The organism is Streptomyces olivochromogenes (assembly GCF_001514115.1).
Classification (GTDB): Bacteria; Actinomycetota; Actinomycetes; order Streptomycetales; family Streptomycetaceae; genus Streptomyces; species Streptomyces olivochromogenes.
In genome coordinates, this window is the sequence record NZ_KQ948457.1 from 217,974 (window position 1) to 236,922 (window position 18,949).

Genomic DNA, 18,949 nt, shown 5'->3' on the forward strand with positions numbered 1-18,949 from the left:
CCGCGGCGCGTCACCCTGGGGTTTCTCCCTCACACGGGGGACCCGGTCGACGATCCGTCCCTCGTGGCAGGGGCGCCGAAGACGGCTCCGTGGCGGGACGACGTCGAGGCCCGCCCGTCCCTAATCTCGCTGGCATGAGCGATGCAACGATCGAAGTCCAGGACCTGCGCAAGCGGTTCGGGCGGACCGTCGCGGTCGACGGACTCACCTTCACCGTCCGGCCGGGCCAGGTCACCGGTTTCGTGGGTCCGAACGGGGCGGGCAAGTCCACCACCATGCGGGCCGTGCTCGGCCTGGACACTCCCGACGAGGGGCGCGCGCTCATCGGCGGCCGTCCCTACCACACCCTGCGCTCACCGCTGTTGGAGGTCGGCGCGCTCCTCGACGCGGCCGCTCTGCACCCCAGCCGGCGCGGACGCGACCATCTGCGCTGGCTGGCGCACTCGCACGGGCTGTCCCTGCGCCGGGTCGACGAGGTGCTCGAGCAGGTGGGCATGGACCAGGCCGCCCGCCGCCGAGCGGGCGGCTACTCACTCGGTATGCGCCAACGCCTGGGCATAGCGGCCGCGTTGCTCGGAGACCCTCCGGTGCTCCTGCTCGACGAACCGGTCAACGGCCTTGATCCCGAGGGCATTCAGTGGATCCGCGGCCTGCTGCGCCGGCTGGCCGGGGAGGGCCGCGCCGTCCTGGTCTCCAGCCACCTCATGAGCGAGCTGGAGGACACCGCTCACCACCTGCTGGTCGTCGGCCGCGGCCGCCTCATCGCGGACACCTCCGTCGCCACCCTGCTCGCCGCCGCGTCCGGCGACCGCGTGGCCCTGCGCACGGGCGCCCGCACGGAGGCGATGGAACTGCTCAGCCGGGAGGGCGGCACGGTCGCGGTCACCGGCGCCGACACCCTCACGGTCACCGGTCTGCCCGCGGAGCGGATCGTCGCGCTGCTCGCCGCGGCCGGCGTCCCCTTCGCCGAGGTCGGCGCGCACCGGGCCTCGTTGGAGGAGGCGTACATGGAGCTCACCAGGGACGCGGCGGAGTTCACGTCGACTCCGAACCTGACGGACGGCGAGGTGACCCGATGACCTCGACCTTCACTCCCTACCGTTCCCCGCTCAAGCCCGCCCGCGAGGGATTCGGGCGCCTGTTGCGCGCGGAATGGAGCAAGTTCTGGACGGTACGCGTGTGGGTGCTGGCGCTTGCCGTGGCGGCGGCGGTCACGGTCGCCATCTCGCAGCTCGCCGCGAGCGGCTCCGTCGACGATTCCAACGAGCACCCGCTCACCGTCGGACCCGACGGCACCCGCGTCAACGACAGCTTCCACTACGTCCACCAGTCCCTCCCGGCGGAGAGCGCCGTGACGGTCCGCGTGTCCGACCTGAAGGGCGGCGGCGGCCGGGACCCGGAGCCGTGGGCGAAGGCCGGCGTGCTGGTCAAGGCGAGCACGAAGGCCGGCAGCCCGTACGCGGCCCTGATGCTCACCCCCGACCACGGAGTCCGCCTCCAGTGGAACTTCACGCATGACAAGGCGGGCAGTGCAGCCTCCGGCACGGCCGCGCACTGGCTGCGCATGACCCGCTCGGGCACCCGCCTGACCGGATACGAGTCCTCCGACGGCGCGCACTGGACGAAGGTCGGCTCGGTCACCCTGCCGGAGCTGCCGAACACGGCGCAGGCGGGCCTGTTCGTCGCCTCACCGCTGCACAACAATCTGCGCCGCTCGTTCGGCGGCACGTCGGAGACGGCCGGTAGCGCGACCGCCGGGGCGACCTTCGACCACCTGGCCGTGAGCGGCGCCACCGCGACGGGCTCGGCCGCCTGGACGAGCACGGACGTGGGCGCCCCCGATCCGAACGACCCGGACACACCGCAATCCGGCCCCGCCCGCGTCGAGCCGGGCACCACCACCGTGTCCGCGACCGGTGTCTACACGCTCACCGGCCAGGGCGACATCGCCCCCGACGAGACCGGCGCTGACATCGTCCAGATGAGCTTCCAGGGCGTCTTCGTGGCCGTCCTCTTCATGGTCGCCCTGGGGACCTTGTTCATCACTACCGAGTACAAGCGCGGCATGATCCGTACGACGTTCACGGCGACCCCGCGCCGGGTGCGGGTCCTCATCGCGAAGGCCCTGGTGATCGGGGGCGTCACGTTCGCCGTCAGCCTGCCGGCCACGGCGATCACCTTCCTCCTGGCCCAACGCACGATGCGTTCCAACGGCTTCGCGCCACCCGCCTACCCCGACCTGTCACTCCTCGACTCACCCGCCCTGCGGGCGGTGGTGGGCAGCGCGGCACTGCTGTCCCTGGTGGCGGTCCTCGCCCTCGCCCTGGGAGCGATACTCCGCAACAGCGCGGGCGCGATCACGGCCGTCGTGGTCCTCGTGATCCTGCCGCAGATCCTTGCCTTCGCCCTCCCGCTCCCGGTCGGGCACTGGCTACTGAGTGCGACCCCGGCGGCGGCCTTCGCGGTCCAGCAGGGCAGGACGTACTACCCCCAGGTGCAGCACAGCTGCCTCCCGGAGAGCGGCTGTTACCCCATGGCCCCGTGGAACGGCTTCGCCGTGCTGTGTGCCTACGCGGCCGTGGCGCTCGCCCTCGCGGCCTGGCGCCTGCGCAGGAGGGACGTATGAGGCGCGCGAGGCCGGCGCTCCGCGCCCACCCCGCGGGGCCCGCACCCCACCCCGCAGGGCCCTCACCCCGAGCCCACCCCGCACTGCGCACACAGCCCGCACTTCGCGCACTCCATGCCGAGTGGACCAAACTCCGCACGCTGCCCAGCAGTTGGCTGCTGCTGGCCGCGACGGTGGTCCTGACCTTCGCGGTGGGCACGGCCGCGGTGTCCTCGGTCAGCACCCGGGAGTGCGTGAGCGCCGCGGCCTGCCACGAGGACACGGTGAAGCTCGCCCTGACGGGTGTGTGGCTCGGGCAGGCGACCGTCCTCGTCCTGGGCGCCCTGTCGATGGGGGCGGAGTACGGCACGGGCACGGTACGGACGACGCTGACGGCGATTCCGCGCCGGGCGACGGTTCTGGCGTCGAAGGCGGCGGTGCTGGCCGCGGCGACGGGCATCGCGGCCGGCACGGCGGTCCTCGTCTCCCTCGCCACGGCCCGCTGGATCCTCCCGGGCAACGGCTTCACCCCCGAGGCGGGCTACCCCCTCCTCTCCCTCACCGACGCCCCCACCCTCCGGGCCGCCTTCGGCTCCACCCTCTGTCTGATCCTCATAGCCTTCCTGGGCCTGGGGCTGGCGGTCCTGCTCCGCGACAGCGCGGCGGCGATCACCACGGGCCTGGGAGTCCTCTACGTGGTCCCGCTCATGTCCGACCTCCTGGGCTCACCCACCTGGAAGGACCGCCTCGAACGCTGGGCCCCCATACCGGCGGGCCTCGCCATCCGCGCGACGAAGGACCTCGCCCGCCTGCCGATCGGCCCCTGGCCGGGGCTGGGGGTGCTGGCGGCATACGCGCTGGGGGTGCTGCTGGTGGGCGGCGCGATATTCGCACGCCGGGACGCGTAGCCGGGAAATCCGTGGCCCGCACGGCGCCTTCACGCCTAGCCTCGATCCTCATGAGCACCCTGCAGACGATCCATGACGTGCCCGTGATGATGTGCGCCGCCGAGGGCGAGGTCATCGGAGGCGAGGGCGACGTCCTGGATCTCATCGGCAACGCCTCCTACCAGGGTGCCCAGTGGGTGGTCATTCCCGCCGAGCGGTTCGACGAGGCGTTCTTCCAGCTGCGTACCCGCGTGGCCGGTGGCATCGTCCAGAAGTTCGCGAACTACCGGATGGCACTCGTCGTCCTCGGCGACATCTCCCGTCACACGGAGGTCAGTTCGGCGCTGCGGGACTTCGTCCGTGAGTGCAACCGGGGGCGGCAGACCTGGTTCCTCACCGATATCGAGGAACTGCGGGAACGCCTGAAGGGCTGAAGGGCTGAAGGGCTGACGGGCTGACGGGCTGAAGGGTCAATGGCTGGGGGTCACTGGCCGAAGGGCTGGGCGTGTTGGGCCGTGGCGTTGTCGGCATCCGAGCTCATGACCGTTCCGGCTTTCGGGCGAGGAACGTGGCGACCGTCCTCTTGGCTCCCTCGCCCGGCTCCTGCACCAGCCGCGCCGTGACGACGAGCCCGGCCCGCTCCAACAGCTCGGCGACCCGGTCCGGCGGCAACAGGTAGGACTCGAAGGACACCGGATGGCCGCCGTACGCCTGCGTCGGACGCAGACGTTCCCCGGATCCCACGTAACCGGCGATCATCAGACGGCCGCCGGGCGCGAGCGTGCGACGGAACTCGGCGAACACGACGGGCAACAACTCCGGTGGCGTGTGGTGGACGGAGTAGTAGGCGAGGATGCCGCCGAGCTCGTCGTCATCGAGGGGCAGCTCGGTCATCGACCCGACGGTGAAACGCAGACCCGGGTGGGCCCGACGGGCCAGCTCGACCATCGCGGGCGAGAGGTCGATGCCGAAGGCGGACACCCCCAGGCCGGCGAGATGAGCCGTCACCCGGCCGGGCCCGCATCCCAGGTCCGCGAGGGCGCCGACGTCGGCCGTCCGCACCGTCTCGGCGAACGCGACGAGCATCGCGCGCGACAGCGGATCCAGCTGCGCCGGGGTCTTGACCTGTTCGGCGTAGTCGGCGGCGACCCTGTCGTACGACTCCCGGACGGCGGCGAGGTAGGCGAGATCAGTCACGCGGGCGACTGTAGGGGAGGGCCCTCGACCTCCGTAACCACCAGCGCGTATGCGGGAGGTGATGTCATCCCCCAAGCACGGCCCAGTGGTACCTCGGTACTACGGGCCGCACCTCATTGAGCTCCCGGGTACCACGGGTCCCGGTCCGTGGGCCCCTAGCGTGGCGAGTGAGCAGTCTGGCGGGGTCACGGCCCCCCGAGCGTGAGGGAAGAGCGATGATCGAGGCACATCAGCTGACGAAGCGGTACGGGGAGAAGACGGCGGTCGACCGGCTCGACTTCGTCGTCAGGCCCGGCACGGTCACCGGCTTCCTGGGCCCGAACGGCGCGGGCAAGTCCACCACCATGCGCATGATCGTCGGACTGGACGCGCCGTCCGGCGGCAGCGTGACGGTCAACGGCAAGCACTACGCCGAGCACACCGCGCCGCTCCAGGAGGTCGGCGCGCTGCTGGAGGCCAAGTCGATCCACCCCGGCCGCTCCGCGTTCGACCACCTGATGGCGCAGGCCTACACCCACGGCATTCCGCGCCGCCGGGTGGAGGAGGTCATCGAGCTGACCGGTCTGCAGTCGGTGGCCAAGAAGCGCGCGGGCGCCTTCTCCCTCGGCATGGGCCAGCGGCTGGGTATCGCCGCGGCGCTCCTCGGCGACCCGGCCACCATCATGCTCGACGAGCCGGTCAACGGACTGGACCCCGAGGGCGTGCTGTGGATCCGCAACCTGCTGACCGGACTCGCGGCGGACGGACGTACGGTCTTCGTCTCCTCGCACCTGATGAGCGAGATGGCGCTGGTCGCCGACCACCTGATCGTCGTCGGCCGTGGTCGCCTGCTCGCCGACACCACCGTGCAGGAGCTGGTCCAGCAGGCCGGCGGCGACACCGTGACCGTGGCCTCCGACCGGTCGGCCCGCCTGCGCGAGGTGCTGGCCGGCCCCGGCGTCGAGATCACCGGCGAGGTCGGCTCCGAGGAACTGCATGTGACGGGCCTGTCCGCGCGGGCCATCGGTCTCAAGGCCGCCGAGCACGGCATCCCCCTGTTCGAGCTCAGCTCCCGGACCGTCTCGCTGGAACAGGCGTTCATGGACCTGACCCGTGACGCCGTCGAGTACCACGCCACCGCCACCGTCGAGGCCCCCGGGAGGGCGGCATGAGCACCATCACTGTCACCGACAGCGCCGCGCCCGCACCGGCGCGGACCGCACGTCCCGAGTACAAGGTCACCGGCCGGCGCGTGCTGCGCTCGGAGTGGGCCAAGCTGTGGTCCCTGCGCTCCACCTGGATCACCCTCGGTCTGGGCCTGCTGTTCCTGGTCGCGTTCGGCGTGATCGCCGCCGCGCACTACAAGTCCCAGATCAACTCCGGTGAGCGGCTGCGCCCGGACGACGCCACGGCCACCGCGCTCAGCCTCTCCGTGTTCGGCACGAACTTCGCCCAGCTGGCGCTCGGTGTCCTGGGCGTGCTGGTCACCGCCGGTGAGTACTCCACCGGAATGATCCGCTCCACGCTGGCCGCCGTCCCGCGCCGCCTGCCGGTGCTGTGGTCCAAGGCGGCGGTGTTCGGCCTGGTCGCCCTCGTCGTCTCGACCATCGGCGTCTTCATCGCGTTCATGATCACCAGTGGGATCGTCTCCGGTACCCCGGCGGCCCTCACGATCTCCCACTCCGGTGTCGTGCGCAGCCTGCTGGGCGCGGGCCTCTACCTCGGCCTGGTCGGCGTGATCGGCACCGCTCTGGGCGCCCTGCTGCGCTCGGTCGCCGGCGGCATATCGGTCCTGGTCGCCTCGCTGATGCTGATCCCCGGCCTGATCTCGCTGCTGCCGACCTCGTGGCAGGACAACATCAGCCCGTACCTGCCCAGCAACGCGGGTGAGGCGATGTTCGCGCTCACCCACGACTCGACGACCCTCGCGCCCACGGCCGGGCTCCTGGTCTTCCTCAGCTGGACCGTGCTCGCCCTGGCGGGCGCCGCCTACCGCCTCCTGCGCACCGACGCCTGACGCCTGATGGAGAGACACCCCAAGAGACACACGGACGGGGAGGCGGCCGGACACACAATGGACAGGTGACACCCATGAACGCGGACCAGTGACCCCCATGAGCAACGACGACACCGCCCACCCGGGGGCACCCTCCGACCTGCCCCTGGCGGAGGCGGAGCTCCCCTGGAACCACCCCCTGGCCCGTGGACTGTCCCGGCTCGGCCGACGGCTCAAGCAGGGCGACCGGAACCATCCGTGGGTCCTGGACACGGGCGTGATCGTGATCGTGGCGCTGATGTTCTGCGTGCCGGACCTGGTGCACGACGACGACGGCCGGCGACACGCCTTCGACGCCCAGGTCACCCACCTCCCCTGGCCGGTGACCGTCGCCCTGCAGGCCGGACTGGTCCTGCCGCTGCTGTGGCGGCGCCGAAGGCCGTCACTCGCCTTCGCCGTGATCGCCGCGGTACTCCTCCTCCAGGTGGCGCTGGGAGTCTGGCTGCGCGCCGACGTCGCCCTGCTGATCGCCCTCTACAGCCTGGTGCTGCACGGACAGCTCCGGCGGCTGCCCGTGGCCTGCGCGGTCACCGCGGCCGCCCTGGGACTGGTCGCCCTGCGGCTGCCGTCCGCGGTGTCCGTCCTGGACGCGCTGTTCGTCCTGTTCAGCACGATCACCGCGGCGGTCGCGCTCGGTCTGGCCGTACGGATCCGGCGCGCCCAGCTCGCCGTCCTGCGCGACCGTGCGACCCGCCTGGAGATCGAACGCGACCAGCGCAGCAAGCTCGCCGCCGCCGCCGAACGCACCCGGGTGGCCCGCGAGATGCACGACATCGTCGGCCACAACCTCTCCGTCATCATCACGCTCGCCGACGGTGGCGCGTACGCGACCGACATCGCACCGGAACGCGGCAAGCAGGCCCTGCTGCTCATCGGTGACACCGGGCGTCAGGCGCTGGGCGAACTGCGCCGCATGCTCGGCGTGCTGCGCGAGCAGACCCAGACCCCGGCCGCGCCCCAGCTCAGCCCCCAGCCGGGCATCGCGGACATCGACGCCCTGTGCGCCCGGATCCGCGCCGCCGGTCCCCAGGTCGTCTACCGCACGGGCGGCGAGCTGGACACCCTGGACCGCGGGGTCCAGCTGACGGTGTACCGCATAGTGCAGGAAGCACTCACCAACGCCCTCAAGCACGCGGGCCACGACTCCCGCGTCGAGCTCGCGGTCGGCGTCAAGGACACGCGGCTGCACATCGACGTCCACGACAGCGGCCGGGGCGACGGTACGGTCCGTCCGGGGCCGTCCCAGGAGGAAGGACACGGACTCGCCGGCATGAGAGAACGCGCAGCCCTCTATGGCGGGACAGTCAGCGCGGGACCCGCCCCCGGCGGAGGATGGACGGTGCGGGCCACCCTCGACCTCACCCCCGTGGCCGAGACCCCGGCCGAGACCCCGGCCGAGACCTCGACCGAGACCCTGGCCGAGACCGATGTCACCCCGCCGGCCGCCACAGGCGGTGCGGTGTGACCACCGTGCTCATCGTGGACGACCAGCCACTGCAACGCCTCGGCTTCCGGATGCTCCTGGAGAGCACCCCCGACACCGAAGTCGTCGGCGAGGCGGCCCACGGCGCCGACGCCGTGCGCAGGGCCGCCGAACTGCGCCCGGACGTGATCCTCATGGACGTACGGATGCCCGGCATGGACGGCATCGAGGCCACCCGTCGCGTGGTCGCCTCCGGTGACCGCTCCCGTGTCCTCATCCTGACCACGTTCGACCTGGACGAATACGCCCACGCGGCGCTGCGCGCGGGAGCCAGCGGATTCCTCCTCAAGGACGCCCACCCCGAGGAACTGCTGGCCGGCATCCGCGCGGTCGCGGCGGGCGACGCGGTCATCGCCCCCGCACTGACCCGCCGCCTGCTCGACGCCTACGCCAAGCACCTGCCCCGGGATGCGTCCGGCGGGCAGGGTGCGTCGGGTCCAAGGACGGCGGACGACCCCCGGGTGCGCGCTCTCACCGAACGGGAGTACGAGATCTTCGTCGCCATCGGCCAGGGCTGGAGCAACAGCGAGATCGCCGAGCGTCTGGTCGTCGCGGAATCCACCGTGAAGACCCATGTCGGCCGGGTCCTGGCGAAGGTGGGAGCCCGCGACCGCGTCCAGGCGGTCATCCTCGCCTACGACCTCGGCCTCGCCCATCCGAACCCACCCGACTAGCCAGGATCTGTCCGGACCCACCCGACTAGCCAGGATCTGTCCGGCGGCGGGGCGGCGTACGCGGGCATGCCGAGCGCCCGCCCTCCCGCTGGGGGAGTCAGAGGGCGGGCGCGCTCAGGGCACCGGTGTGAGTCGAGGGCTCAGGCCTTCTTGATCGCCGAGATGTCGAAGGTCAGCTTGATCTTGTCGGAGACGAGGACGCCACCGGTCTCCAGGGCCGCGTTCCAGGTGAGGCCCCACTCGGAGCGCAGGATCTCCGCCTTGCCCTCGAAGCCGACGCGCTCGTTGCCGAAGGGGTCCTTCGCGGAGCCGTTGAACTCCAGGTCGATGGAGAGCGGCTTGGTGACGCCGAGGATCGACAGCTCGCCGGTGATCCGGTAGTCGTCGCCGCCGAGGGCCTCCGCCTTGGTGGAGCGGAAGGTCATCGTCGGGAACTCGTCGATCTTGAAGAAGTCGGAGCTCTTCAGGTGGCCGTCACGGTCCGCGGAGCCCGTCTCGATGCTTTCCATCTTGACGTCGATCGTGGCGGTGGACTTGGAGGGGTCGGTGCCGTCCAGGTGCAGGGTGCCGTCGAAGTCCTGGAAGTAGCCCTTGACGTTCGTCACCATGGCGTGACGGGCGACGAAACCGATCTCCGAGTGGGACGGGTCGATCGTGTATTCGCCGGTGAGCGCCGCGAGTTCGGGGCTCACAGCGGCGGGGGCCGTGGCGGCGGCGGGGGTGTCGGTGGTCTTGCGGCCGAAGATGCCCATGACGTGCTCCTAGGGGGACGGGTCGCGGTTTCGTCGGGAAGCCGAAAGCCGCGGCAGAGAGTTTGTTGAAGATTCAACGAGGCCAACAAGGGAGACAGTAGACCTATTCCGTTCAAGTTTCAACATCATCCGCCATGTGTTTACGACGTTACGTCGCGCTTCGGCGCCCCGCTTCCCGGCGGTCACTCCCCGCACTCCCGCGGTGACAGCCGCACCTGTTCGCGATCCCGAGCGGAGGCTCGTCGTCCGGACCGCCGAGCCGGGCACCCCCTCCCGCGGCAGCCTGCGTATCCTCGCTACACCTGGACGGGGGTCGGGCCGGCGGCGCGGTGTACGCCGAACGGGTCACGTCCAAGGCCCCGTGTCACTCTAGGGATGGCATGGGCTCCTCACGAATGTGAGCGGGCTCTCAGCCCGCGGCTTTGTGTGACCTCTACAAGCCAGATGCCCTCTGAGCAGTCAGATCGCCTGCATGCCGTCACGGTTCTGTTCAGGGGTACCAGGAAAACGGGCCGGAGACTGTACGGAGTCGACGGCCCGGTTTTCTTGTTCGACTTCGTATGGTCGCTACATGACCGTTTTGGATGAGGCCGCACCCTCAGGCGAACCCACGGACGCACGCGGGCGCGTGGCCGAACTGCACGCGATTCGTGCGGCGGCGCTGCGAGGACCCAGCGAGAAGGCGACCGAGGCGCAGCACGCCAAGGGCAAGCTGACCGCCCGGGAGCGCATCGAGCTGCTTCTCGACCCCGGGTCCTTCCAGGAGGTCGAGCAGCTGCGCCGGCACCGGGCGACCGGGTTCGGCCTGGAGGCCAAGAAGCCGTACACCGACGGTGTCGTCACCGGCTGGGGCACGGTGGAGGGCCGCACGGTCTTCGTCTACGCGCACGACTTCCGTATCTTCGGCGGCGCGCTGGGCGAGGCGCACGCCACGAAGATCCACAAGATCATGGACATGGCCATCGCGGCCGGCGCGCCGCTGGTCTCCCTCAACGACGGCGCGGGCGCCCGTATCCAGGAGGGTGTGAGCGCGCTCGCCGGCTACGGCGGCATCTTCCAGCGCAACACCAAGGCGTCCGGTGTCATCCCGCAGATCTCGGTGATGCTCGGCCCGTGCGCGGGCGGCGCCGCCTACAGCCCCGCGCTGACGGACTTCGTGTTCATGGTCCGTGAGACCTCGCAGATGTTCATCACCGGCCCCGACGTCGTCAAGGCGGTCACCGGCGAGGAGATCACCCAGAACGGGCTCGGCGGCGCCGACGTCCACGCGGAGACCTCCGGCGTCTGTCACTTCGCCTACGACGACGAGGAGACCTGCATCGCGGAGGTGCGCTACCTCCTGTCGATGCTCCCGCAGAACAACCGCGAGAACCCGCCGCACGCGACCTCGCAGGACCCCGCGGACCGCCGCTCGGACGTCCTCCTGGACCTGGTCCCGGCGGACGGCAACCGGCCGTACGACATGACGAAGGTCATCGAGGAACTCGTCGACGACGGCGACTACCTGGAGGTCCACGAGCGCTGGGCCCGCAACATCATCTGCGCGCTGGCCCGTCTGGACGGCCAGGTGGTGGGCATCGTCGCCAACCAGCCGCAGTCCCTCGCGGGCGTGCTGGACATCGAGGCCTCCGAAAAAGCTGCGCGCTTTGTCCAGATGTGTGACGCTTTTAATATTCCGATCGTCACCCTCCTGGACGTTCCCGGATTCCTGCCCGGGGTTGACCAGGAGCACGGCGGGATCATCCGGCACGGCGCCAAGCTGTTGTACGCGTACTGCAACGCGACGGTGCCGCGGATCTCGCTCATCCTGCGCAAGGCGTACGGAGGTGCCTACATCGTCATGGACAGCCAGTCCATCGGGGCCGACCTCACCTTCGCCTGGCCCACCAACGAGATCGCCGTGATGGGTGCGGAAGGTGCGGCCAACGTCATCTTTCGCCGGCAGATCGCCGAGGCCGCCGACCCCGAGGCCATGCGCGTACGCATGGTCAAGGAGTACAAGGCCGAACTCATGCACCCCTACTACGCGGCCGAGCGGGGCCTGGTCGACGACGTCATCGACCCGGCGGAGACCCGCGAGGTGCTGATCCGCTCCCTGGCCATGCTGCAGTCCAAGCACGCGGACCTGCCCTCCCGCAAGCACGGCAACCCCCCGCAGTAACCCTGCGGATCCTCCGCGGTACCGCCGCGGAAACCTCTCTCACGGAGACTGAAACCTATGGACACCCCTGACATCCGCGTCGAGAAGGGCCACGCCGAGCCCGAGGAAGTCGCCGCCATCACGGCCATCCTCCTGGCGCGCGCCGCCGCCCAGCCGGACACCACCCCCACCCACCGTGGCCGTGCGAAGGCCGGCTGGCGCCGTCTGGAGCGCGAGCCCGGCTTCCGCGCCCCGCACAGCTGGCACGGCTAGCCTCCAGCGCCTCAGCAAAGGGGAAGGGCCCGCTCTGTGAAGAGCGGGCCCTTCCCCTTTTCGTTTTTGTCCTTGTCCCGGGGGCTGTCTTTGTCCTAGGGCAAAAGCAGGGGGCAAAAGTAGGGGCCCTCTCCACCGAGTGGAGAGGGCCCCTACTTGCTGCTTCGCCGCGCGGAAGCGCTACCGCAGACGCGCCATCAGGGCGTGCTCGACCAGCGTGATCAGCGCCGACTTCGCGTCGGCGCGGTGCCGGGCGTCCGTCGTGATGATCGGCGTGTCGGGGCCGATCTGAAGGGCTTCACGGACCTCGTCCGGGTTGTACGGCTGGTTGCCGTCGAAGCCGTTGAGGGCGATGACGAACGGCAGGCCGCTGTTCTCGAAGTAGTCGACCGCAGGGAAGCAGTCGGCGAGACGGCGGGTGTCCACCAGGACGATCGCGCCGATGGCGCCGCGGACCAGGTCGTCCCACATGAACCAGAAGCGGTCCTGACCGGGGGTGCCGAACAGGTACAGGATCAGGTCCTGGTCCAGGGTGATGCGGCCGAAGTCCATGGCGACGGTCGTCGTCGTCTTGTCTCCGGTGTGCGTGAGGTCGTCGATGCCCGCGGACGCGGACGTCATGACGGCCTCGGTACGCAGCGGGTTGATCTCCGAGACGGCCCCGACGAACGTGGTCTTGCCCACGCCGAAGCCGCCCGCCACCACGATCTTCGCGGACGTGGTGGAGCGGGAAGGCCCTCCGCTAGAGCTTGCGAAGTCCACTGAGCACCCTTTCGAGCAATGTCACGGCTGGCTGGCCGCCGGCGCTCTCGTCGCCGCCGGGCTGATGAATGGCGACCAGGCCCGCCTCCGCCAAGTCGGCGACGAGAATCCTGGCCACGCCGAGAGGGATCGTCAGCAGCGCCGAGATTTCGGCCACCGACTTGATCTCCCGGCAGAGGTTGCAGATCCGCTGATGTTCGGGCAACTGGCCCTGCATCTGGTGCGGTTGTGCGGTGGTGTGCACCAGTGCCTCGATGGCGAGCTGGTAGCGGGGCCTGGTGCGGCCGCCCGTCATCGCGTACGGGCGCACCAGAGGGTTGTTCGACGATCCCGCGGGCGCTGCCTCGGGAGTGCGTCGCTGCGGCTGCACAGGCTGGATGCGCGGCGCCGGCGGCTGGTCGTAGGGCGAAGGGCCGGGGCCCTGCGGTGCGTACGGCTGCTGGCGCCGGTGGCTCGGCGCGGAGGGGAAGTTGAATCGGTTCGGGTTCTGAGAACCGTCGCCCTGGCCCTGCCCCTGGCCGGGGCCGTACGACCAGTTGCCCGAAGACGAACCGCCTGGGGGTGTTGCCACTTTCTCCTCCTCCGACTGTGCCGGGCACCCATCACTGTGGGACCGCGTCCCGAAACCTTACGGCCCCGGGACGCCAAAACGCACGGTCTGTCTGTTAGTTGAGAAGGCTCCCTTGGAGCTCCGCTCGAAGATCCGGGGTCAGAACCGTACCGGCACGGTCCACCAGAAGGGCCATCTCATACCCGATGAGACCGATGTCCGCTTCGGGATGTGCAAGGACCGCGAGCGAGGAACCATCAGAAATGGACATGAGGAAGAGGAATCCTCGCTCCATCTCCACAACTGTCTGGTTCACGCTGCCGCCCTCGAAGATGCGGGACGCGCCCGCGGTCAACGAGGTCAGCCCGGACGCGACGGCCGCGAGCTGGTCGGCGCGGTCACGGGGAAAGCCTTCGGACATCGCCAGAAGGAGTCCGTCGGCGGAGACCACCACCGTGTGGGACACCCCGGGGGTGTTGTCCACGAAGTTGGTGATCAACCAGTTGAGGTTCTGCGCCGCCTGGCTCATCGGGCTCACACTAACGCTCCTGGTTGTAGGTGCTGTCAGGACCGAAGCCCTGGCCGTTCGTGTCACTACCTGCATTGCGTCCCTGCTGGACACCGCGGCGCAGGTTGCTCAGCCTGCCCCGGATGTCCTCGGGAGCGCGGGAGACCTGGGGGCCGCCCTGTGGGGTCGTTTCCGCGGTCCCCTCGACCAGATTGGCCTTGGGCACCCGCCGGGGAAGACCGGACGAGGTGACCCCGCCCGCCTTGGGCTTCTTGAGCTGCTCGGCGCGCTGCCAGCGGTTGTCGTTGGACGTACGCCAGTCGCCGTCGCCGTTGCTCGCGGTGGCCGCGGGCGGTGCCTGAACCCCCTGGGTGCCATGATCCACGGGCCGCTGGCCGTTGGTGCCGCTCGCGGCGGATCCGCGGCGCGGCAGCCCGGCGTCGGTCAGCGCATGGGGGGCTGAGGAGGTCGGTCCCGGACGGCTGAAGCCTACGCGGTCCTGCTCACTCACGTCAGCGGCCTGCGAAGATTCCGCTTCGGGAGCGAACTCGGACGGGCCGTTGCGGTACGACTCCTGCTGCGGCCAGTCGTCCTGGTAGGACGGCTCGTCGAAGGCCGAGAAGGTGTCCGAAGCGGAACTCCGGGCTCCTGTGTGCTCCTCCTGGACCGGCTCCGCATACGCGGGTTCCGGGTAGCCGCCGTTCGACGGGAAGTACGTCTCGTCGTACGTCGCCCGCTGCGGTTCCTCGTACCCCGTCTGCTGGTCGTACGAGGCCTGCTGCTCCTCGTAGACACCCTGGCCGTTGTCGTAGCCGGGCTGCCCGTTGCCGAAGGAGGCCTGAGCGTCGTCGTACGCGGGCTGGGGGGCCTCGAAGTCCTCCTGGTACCTCGGCGGCTCGATGGCCTCCGGCTGGCCCTGTGCCTGGGCCTCCAGGGCCGCACGGCGCTCCTCACGCATCAGCGAGCGCCCGACGGGGTCCAGCTCCCGGATGTCGTCGGGGACCTCCGTGTAGCGGCTGTCGTCGAAGCCGAGTTCGGCGGCGGTGCGCATCGGCTGGCCCTGGGACTGGAAGGCCTGCTCCGGCTGGAAGGCCTGCGGCTCCGGGATGATCTGCGAGACGGTGAACTCGTCGCGCTGGAGCTGCTGTTCGCCGCCGCCACCACCGTGGGTGATCGCGTCGGGGAGCATGACGAGCGAGGTCGTACCGGCCTGCTCGCCGGAGGGGCGCAGCTGGACGCGGATGCCGTGCCGGTCGGACAGCCGGCCGACCACGAACAGGCCCATGCGCTGCGAGATCGCGGCGTCCACGGTCGGCGGGTTGGCCAGCTTGTGGTTGATGTCCGCGAAGTCCTCGGCGGTGAGGCCGATGCCCTTGTCGTGGATCTCGACCATGATGCGGCCGTCGGGCAGCCGGGTCGCGGTGACGCGGACCTTGGTCTGCGGGGAGGAGAACGTGGTGGCGTTCTCCAGGAGCTCGGCGAGCAGGTGCACGAGGTCGGTCACGGCGCGGCCGTGGATCTCGGCCTCCGGGACCCCGGAGAGCTCGATGCGCTCGTACTGCTCCACCTCGGAGGAGGCGGCGCGCAGGACGTCGACGAGGGGCACCGGCTGGTCCCAGCGGCGGCCCGGCTCCTCACCGGCGAGGACGAGGAGGTTCTCGCCGTTGCGGCGCATACGGGTCGCGAGGTGGTCCAGGCGGAAGAGGTTCTCCAGCTGGTCCGGGTCGGCCTCGTTGTTCTCCAGGTCGGTGATGAGGGTCAGCTGGCCCTCGATCAGGGACTGGTTGCGGCGCGACAGGTTGGTGAAGATCGCGTTGATGTTGCCCCGCAGGAGGGCCTGCTCGGCGGCGAGCCGGACGGCCTCGCGGTGGACCTGGTCGAAGGCGCGGGCGACTTCGCCGATCTCGTCCGTGGTGGTGATCGGGATGGGCGTGACACGGGTGTCGACGCGGCCCGGGTCGGTGCGCGAGAGCTGGTCGACCAGCATCGGCAGACGCTGCTCGGCGACACTGAAGGCCGCGTTGCGCAGCTGGCGCATCGCGCGGCTCATCTGGCGGGCCATGAGCCCGGCCAGGATGAAGGCGGCGAGCAGGGCGATCACGACGATCGCACCGTTGATGTAGGCCCGGCGCTGGGCGTCGGAGGCGATGCTTCCGGCGTCGTTGACGGCCCGGTCGATGAGTTCCTTCTCGACCTGGCTGTAGCCCTGGAACTTGAGGGTGGCGGCGGCCATCCACGTCTCGGGAGTGATGCCCTGAGCGGCGAGCTGGGTGGGCGTGGCGCCGCTGGCGATCGCCTGGATCATCTTGTCCATGGCGGGCGGCGCCACGAAGGTCCCGCCCTGGGCCTCGGCCTGGCTCTTGGCCGCGGCCAGCTGGCTCTTGCCCTCGGCGGTCTTCTCTTCCATGACCTGCTTGAGCCGGGCTTCGTCCTGCTCGGTGCCGCCGGAGACGTACTCCTGGAGAGCGATGTTCTCCAGGTACGCGTACGAGGTGAAGGAGGTGACCTGCAGCGCGTGGTTCTTCGTGTCGGTGCTGGGCTTGACCAGCAGGTGGGTGCCGATCGAGCGCTGCAGCGACTCGGCGCCCTTGGCGAGCGCGATGGCGTACACCGAACGGCCGTAGCTCGTGATGTTGCCCGTGCCGAGGCCGAGTTCGTTCGAGAACTCCATCAGCAGGTGCTCGACGGTGACGTAGCCCTCTTCGGTCTGCACCGGGTCCATGGACTTGGTGAAGGCGAGCTTGCGGATCTGGTCCAGCTGGGGCTCGGCCTTCACCACCAGGCTCAGCCGGCGCTCAAGACCCTGCTTGGCCGGCATGCCGATGACTTCCTTGTGGAAGGCGTCGGCCATCTGGTCGGTGGTCGCGCGGACCTTCTTGACCGTGGCGTTGTTCCGGTCGCCCCTGAGCAGTGGCTTGGCGGACACGTCGCGCTCGTTGAGCAGAGCCTCGGCGTAGTCGCTGGAGGCCGCCACGATCTTGGCGACCTTCTCGGCGTCGCGGGCCTCCTGCCAGGTGTCGATCGAGTTCTTCACCTGGAAGCCGCCCATGATGAGGCCGACGATCACAGGTATGAGCAGGATCGCGTTCAGCCTGGTGGGTACGCGCCAGTTACGGGGGGACATACGACCGCCGCTCGGCGGGGGCGCCGGCGTGGGCTCCGGGACGGGCACCTGCGCGGGCGCCGCGCCGCGCGGCGGCGGGGTGAAGTTGCCCCGTGCCAACGGCTCGGGACCGTTCTTGCTTCGCCTCACTCGACCAACAACCTCTCGGCGTCGGCACCTACGTTGTGCCGCGGTGTCTCCAGCGCCCTTGACTACTGGGCAGTTCAGCGCATTCCAGCACGTCAGGCGGCGCCCTTCCAAACACTCGGAACTGCTTGTTCCGGGTGACGTATCCCCTAGATAAAACGGTCATAAAGAGCGAGCCCCGTCAAATGACGGGGCTTTTGTGAGCGCAGCGACACCGAATGACCGCGAGGCGTGTCGGTGTCCACCGAATTCCATGTCGAAACGTTATGAACACTGTGGCCGACCGTGTCAAACGACACAGCCGGCTCCAATGTCCCTACGACAACTGTCTTATGAAGCTGTCGACTTGAGTGCTACCGCAGACGTGCCATGAGGGCGTGCTCGACCAGCGTGATGAGCGCGCTCTTCGCATCCGCACGGTGCCGGGCGTCCGTCGTGATGATCGGGGCGTCCGGTCCGATCTGGAGCGCCTCGCGCACCTCTTCGGGGTTGTAGGGCTGATGTCCGTCGAAGCCGTTGAGGGCGATGACGAACGGCAGGCCGCTGTTCTCGAAGTAGTCGACCGCGGGGAAGCAGTCGGCGAGACGGCGGGTGTCGACCAGGACGACGGCACCGATGGCGCCGCGGACCAGGTCGTCCCACATGAACCAGAAGCGGTCCTGACCCGGCGTACCGAAGAGGTACAGGATCAGGTCCTGGTCCAGGGTGATGCGGCCGAAGTCCATGGCGACGGTGGTCGTCGTCTTGTCTCCGGTGTGGGTGAGGTCGTCGATGCCGGCGGACGCGGACGTCATGACGGCCTCGGTGCGCAGCGGGTTGATCTCCGAGACGGCGCCGACGAACGTGGTCTTGCCCACGCCGAATCCGCCCGCCACCACGATCTTCGCGGAGGTGGTCGTCCGACCTCCGTCAGAGCTTGCGAAGTCCACTGAGCACCCTTTCGAGCAAAGTCACGTCCGGCGCGCCGCCGTTGTTCTCATCGCCGCCAGGCTGGTGAATGGCGACGAGTCCGGCCTCCGCGAGGTCCGCGACGAGGATCCTGGCCACACCGAGCGGCATGGACAGGAGGGCCGACACCTCGGCCACCGACTTGACCTCACGGCAAAGGTGGCAGATCCGCTGGTGCTCGGGGAGCAGCCCCATCAACTGCGCGGGGTCGGCCGTAGTGCTGATCAGCGCCTCGATGGCGAGTTGGTACCGCGGCCGGGTCCGGCCGCCGGTCATCGCGTACGGACGTACCAGCGGCTGGTCGCCCTCGTCCCCGTACGGTTGTGCGTACGGATCATGAGAGGCGGTGGGCGGGGTCATGAATCCTCCGGGCGGGACAGCAAGTCGGTCATTCGTGCCGTCTGTTGGGGCCGGTGGGGGGATTGTGGCGGCCGGACGGTGATTTCGTGCAGTCTCTAGAACCAGGGCCCTTTAGTGGAGCAGACTTCCCTGGAGTTCAGCGCGCAGGTCCGGCGTAAGTACGGCACCCGCCCGATCGACGAGCAGCGCCATCTCGTAGCCGACAAGGCCGATGTCGCACTCCGGGTGGGAGAGGACCGCCAAGGACGAGCCGTCCGAGACGGACATGAGGAAGAGGAAGCCGCGCTCCATTTCGACGACCGTCTGGGCCACCGTGCCGCCCTCGAAGATCCGGGAGGCCCCGGCGGTCAACGAGGTCAGACCGGAGGCGACGGCCGCAAGCTGGTCGGCGCGGTCGCGTGGGAATCCTTCGGACATGGCCAGAAGGAGCCCGTCGGCGGACACGACGACGGTGTGGGACACCCCGGGGGTGTTGTCCACAAAGTTGGTGATCAACCAGTTCAGGTTCTGTGCCGCCTGGCTCAT

Annotated in this window: 19 protein-coding genes; 10 read left to right on the top strand and 9 right to left on the bottom strand. The window is 69.7% G+C overall.

Annotated features, from left to right (window positions below):
- Positions 1-134: 134 nt before the first annotated feature.
- The 4 genes from AQJ27_RS20925 to AQJ27_RS20940 are packed head-to-tail and all read left to right on the top strand — an operon-like array spanning position 135 to position 3,926.
- The gene (locus AQJ27_RS20925; RefSeq protein ID WP_067370966.1) at positions 135-1,079 is read left to right on the top strand and encodes an ABC transporter ATP-binding protein; all 945 of its coding nucleotides are present in this window, start codon (positions 135-137) and stop codon (positions 1,077-1,079) included.
- Positions 1,076-2,626, top strand: a complete 1,551-nt coding sequence (locus tag AQJ27_RS20930) for a DUF1349 domain-containing protein (protein ID WP_067370968.1) — start codon at positions 1,076-1,078, stop codon at positions 2,624-2,626. The genes AQJ27_RS20925 and AQJ27_RS20930 overlap by 4 nt, the downstream gene beginning before the upstream one ends.
- Positions 2,623-3,513 carry an ABC transporter permease gene (locus tag AQJ27_RS20935; protein WP_067370970.1) on the top strand — a complete coding sequence of 297 codons (891 nt, stop codon included), beginning with the start codon at positions 2,623-2,625 and terminating at the stop codon, positions 3,511-3,513. The genes AQJ27_RS20930 and AQJ27_RS20935 overlap by 4 nt, the downstream gene beginning before the upstream one ends.
- Before the next feature lie 50 nt (positions 3,514-3,563).
- The gene (locus AQJ27_RS20940; RefSeq protein WP_067370972.1) at positions 3,564-3,926 is read left to right on the top strand and encodes a DUF4180 domain-containing protein; all 363 of its coding nucleotides are present in this window, start codon (positions 3,564-3,566) and stop codon (positions 3,924-3,926) included.
- A 103-nt stretch (positions 3,927-4,029) separates the two neighbouring features.
- On the opposite strand, the gene AQJ27_RS20945 is transcribed toward AQJ27_RS20940, so the two are convergent.
- Entirely contained in the window at positions 4,030-4,689 is a 660-nt protein-coding gene (locus AQJ27_RS20945; protein WP_067370974.1) for a class I SAM-dependent methyltransferase, read from the bottom strand.
- A gap of 215 nt (positions 4,690-4,904) precedes the next feature.
- Between AQJ27_RS20945 and AQJ27_RS20950 the strand changes: the two genes are divergently transcribed.
- The 4 genes from AQJ27_RS20950 to AQJ27_RS20965 all read left to right on the top strand — a co-directional run bounded on the left by AQJ27_RS20950 (position 4,905) and on the right by AQJ27_RS20965 (position 8,881).
- Positions 4,905-5,840 carry an ABC transporter ATP-binding protein gene (locus AQJ27_RS20950; protein WP_067370976.1) on the top strand — a complete coding sequence of 312 codons (936 nt, stop codon included), beginning with the start codon at positions 4,905-4,907 and terminating at the stop codon, positions 5,838-5,840.
- Positions 5,837-6,685 (top strand): ABC transporter permease, encoded by an 849-nt coding sequence (locus tag AQJ27_RS20955; RefSeq protein ID WP_067370978.1) that lies wholly within the window; start codon positions 5,837-5,839, stop codon positions 6,683-6,685. Before AQJ27_RS20950 ends, AQJ27_RS20955 begins: the two co-directional genes overlap by 4 nt.
- A gap of 97 nt (positions 6,686-6,782) precedes the next feature.
- A complete protein-coding gene (locus tag AQJ27_RS20960; RefSeq protein WP_079065125.1) occupies positions 6,783-8,189 on the top strand; it encodes a sensor histidine kinase in 1,407 nt (468 codons plus the stop codon).
- On the top strand, positions 8,186-8,881 hold the full coding sequence (locus AQJ27_RS20965) for a response regulator (protein ID WP_067370980.1): 696 nt from the start codon (positions 8,186-8,188) through the stop codon (positions 8,879-8,881). Before AQJ27_RS20960 ends, AQJ27_RS20965 begins: the two co-directional genes overlap by 4 nt.
- A gap of 140 nt (positions 8,882-9,021) precedes the next feature.
- Here AQJ27_RS20965 and AQJ27_RS20970 read toward each other — a convergent pair whose 3' ends face one another.
- Positions 9,022-9,633, bottom strand: coding sequence for a YceI family protein (locus AQJ27_RS20970; RefSeq protein ID WP_067370982.1), 612 nt, complete (start codon positions 9,631-9,633; stop codon positions 9,022-9,024).
- A 571-nt stretch (positions 9,634-10,204) separates the two neighbouring features.
- Here AQJ27_RS20970 and AQJ27_RS20975 point away from each other — a divergent pair.
- On the top strand, positions 10,205-11,794 hold the full coding sequence (locus AQJ27_RS20975) for an acyl-CoA carboxylase subunit beta (protein ID WP_067370984.1): 1,590 nt from the start codon (positions 10,205-10,207) through the stop codon (positions 11,792-11,794).
- Positions 11,795-11,851: 57 nt separating this feature from the next.
- The gene (locus AQJ27_RS20980; protein ID WP_067370986.1) at positions 11,852-12,046 is read left to right on the top strand and encodes an acyl-CoA carboxylase subunit epsilon; all 195 of its coding nucleotides are present in this window, start codon (positions 11,852-11,854) and stop codon (positions 12,044-12,046) included.
- A gap of 180 nt (positions 12,047-12,226) precedes the next feature.
- On the opposite strand, the gene AQJ27_RS20985 is transcribed toward AQJ27_RS20980, so the two are convergent.
- The 7 genes from AQJ27_RS20985 to AQJ27_RS21015 all read right to left on the bottom strand — a co-directional run bounded on the left by AQJ27_RS20985 (position 12,227) and on the right by AQJ27_RS21015 (position 18,949).
- Entirely contained in the window at positions 12,227-12,808 is a 582-nt protein-coding gene (locus AQJ27_RS20985; protein WP_026248371.1) for a GTP-binding protein, read from the bottom strand.
- On the bottom strand, positions 12,789-13,379 hold the full coding sequence (locus tag AQJ27_RS20990) for a DUF742 domain-containing protein (protein WP_067370988.1): 591 nt from the start codon (positions 13,377-13,379) through the stop codon (positions 12,789-12,791). Before AQJ27_RS20990 ends, AQJ27_RS20985 begins: the two co-directional genes overlap by 20 nt.
- Before the next feature lie 94 nt (positions 13,380-13,473).
- The gene (locus AQJ27_RS20995; RefSeq protein ID WP_030948713.1) at positions 13,474-13,887 is read right to left on the bottom strand and encodes a roadblock/LC7 domain-containing protein; all 414 of its coding nucleotides are present in this window, start codon (positions 13,885-13,887) and stop codon (positions 13,474-13,476) included.
- Between the two features lie 10 nt (positions 13,888-13,897).
- The gene (locus AQJ27_RS21000; RefSeq protein WP_201264315.1) at positions 13,898-17,119 is read right to left on the bottom strand and encodes a sensor histidine kinase; all 3,222 of its coding nucleotides are present in this window, start codon (positions 17,117-17,119) and stop codon (positions 13,898-13,900) included.
- A gap of 350 nt (positions 17,120-17,469) precedes the next feature.
- On the bottom strand, positions 17,470-18,045 hold the full coding sequence (locus AQJ27_RS21005) for a GTP-binding protein (RefSeq protein WP_054235412.1): 576 nt from the start codon (positions 18,043-18,045) through the stop codon (positions 17,470-17,472).
- Positions 18,026-18,424 carry a DUF742 domain-containing protein gene (locus tag AQJ27_RS21010; RefSeq protein ID WP_054235411.1) on the bottom strand — a complete coding sequence of 133 codons (399 nt, stop codon included), beginning with the start codon at positions 18,422-18,424 and terminating at the stop codon, positions 18,026-18,028. Before AQJ27_RS21010 ends, AQJ27_RS21005 begins: the two co-directional genes overlap by 20 nt.
- Before the next feature lie 111 nt (positions 18,425-18,535).
- Entirely contained in the window at positions 18,536-18,949 is a 414-nt protein-coding gene (locus AQJ27_RS21015) for a roadblock/LC7 domain-containing protein (protein ID WP_010984127.1), read from the bottom strand.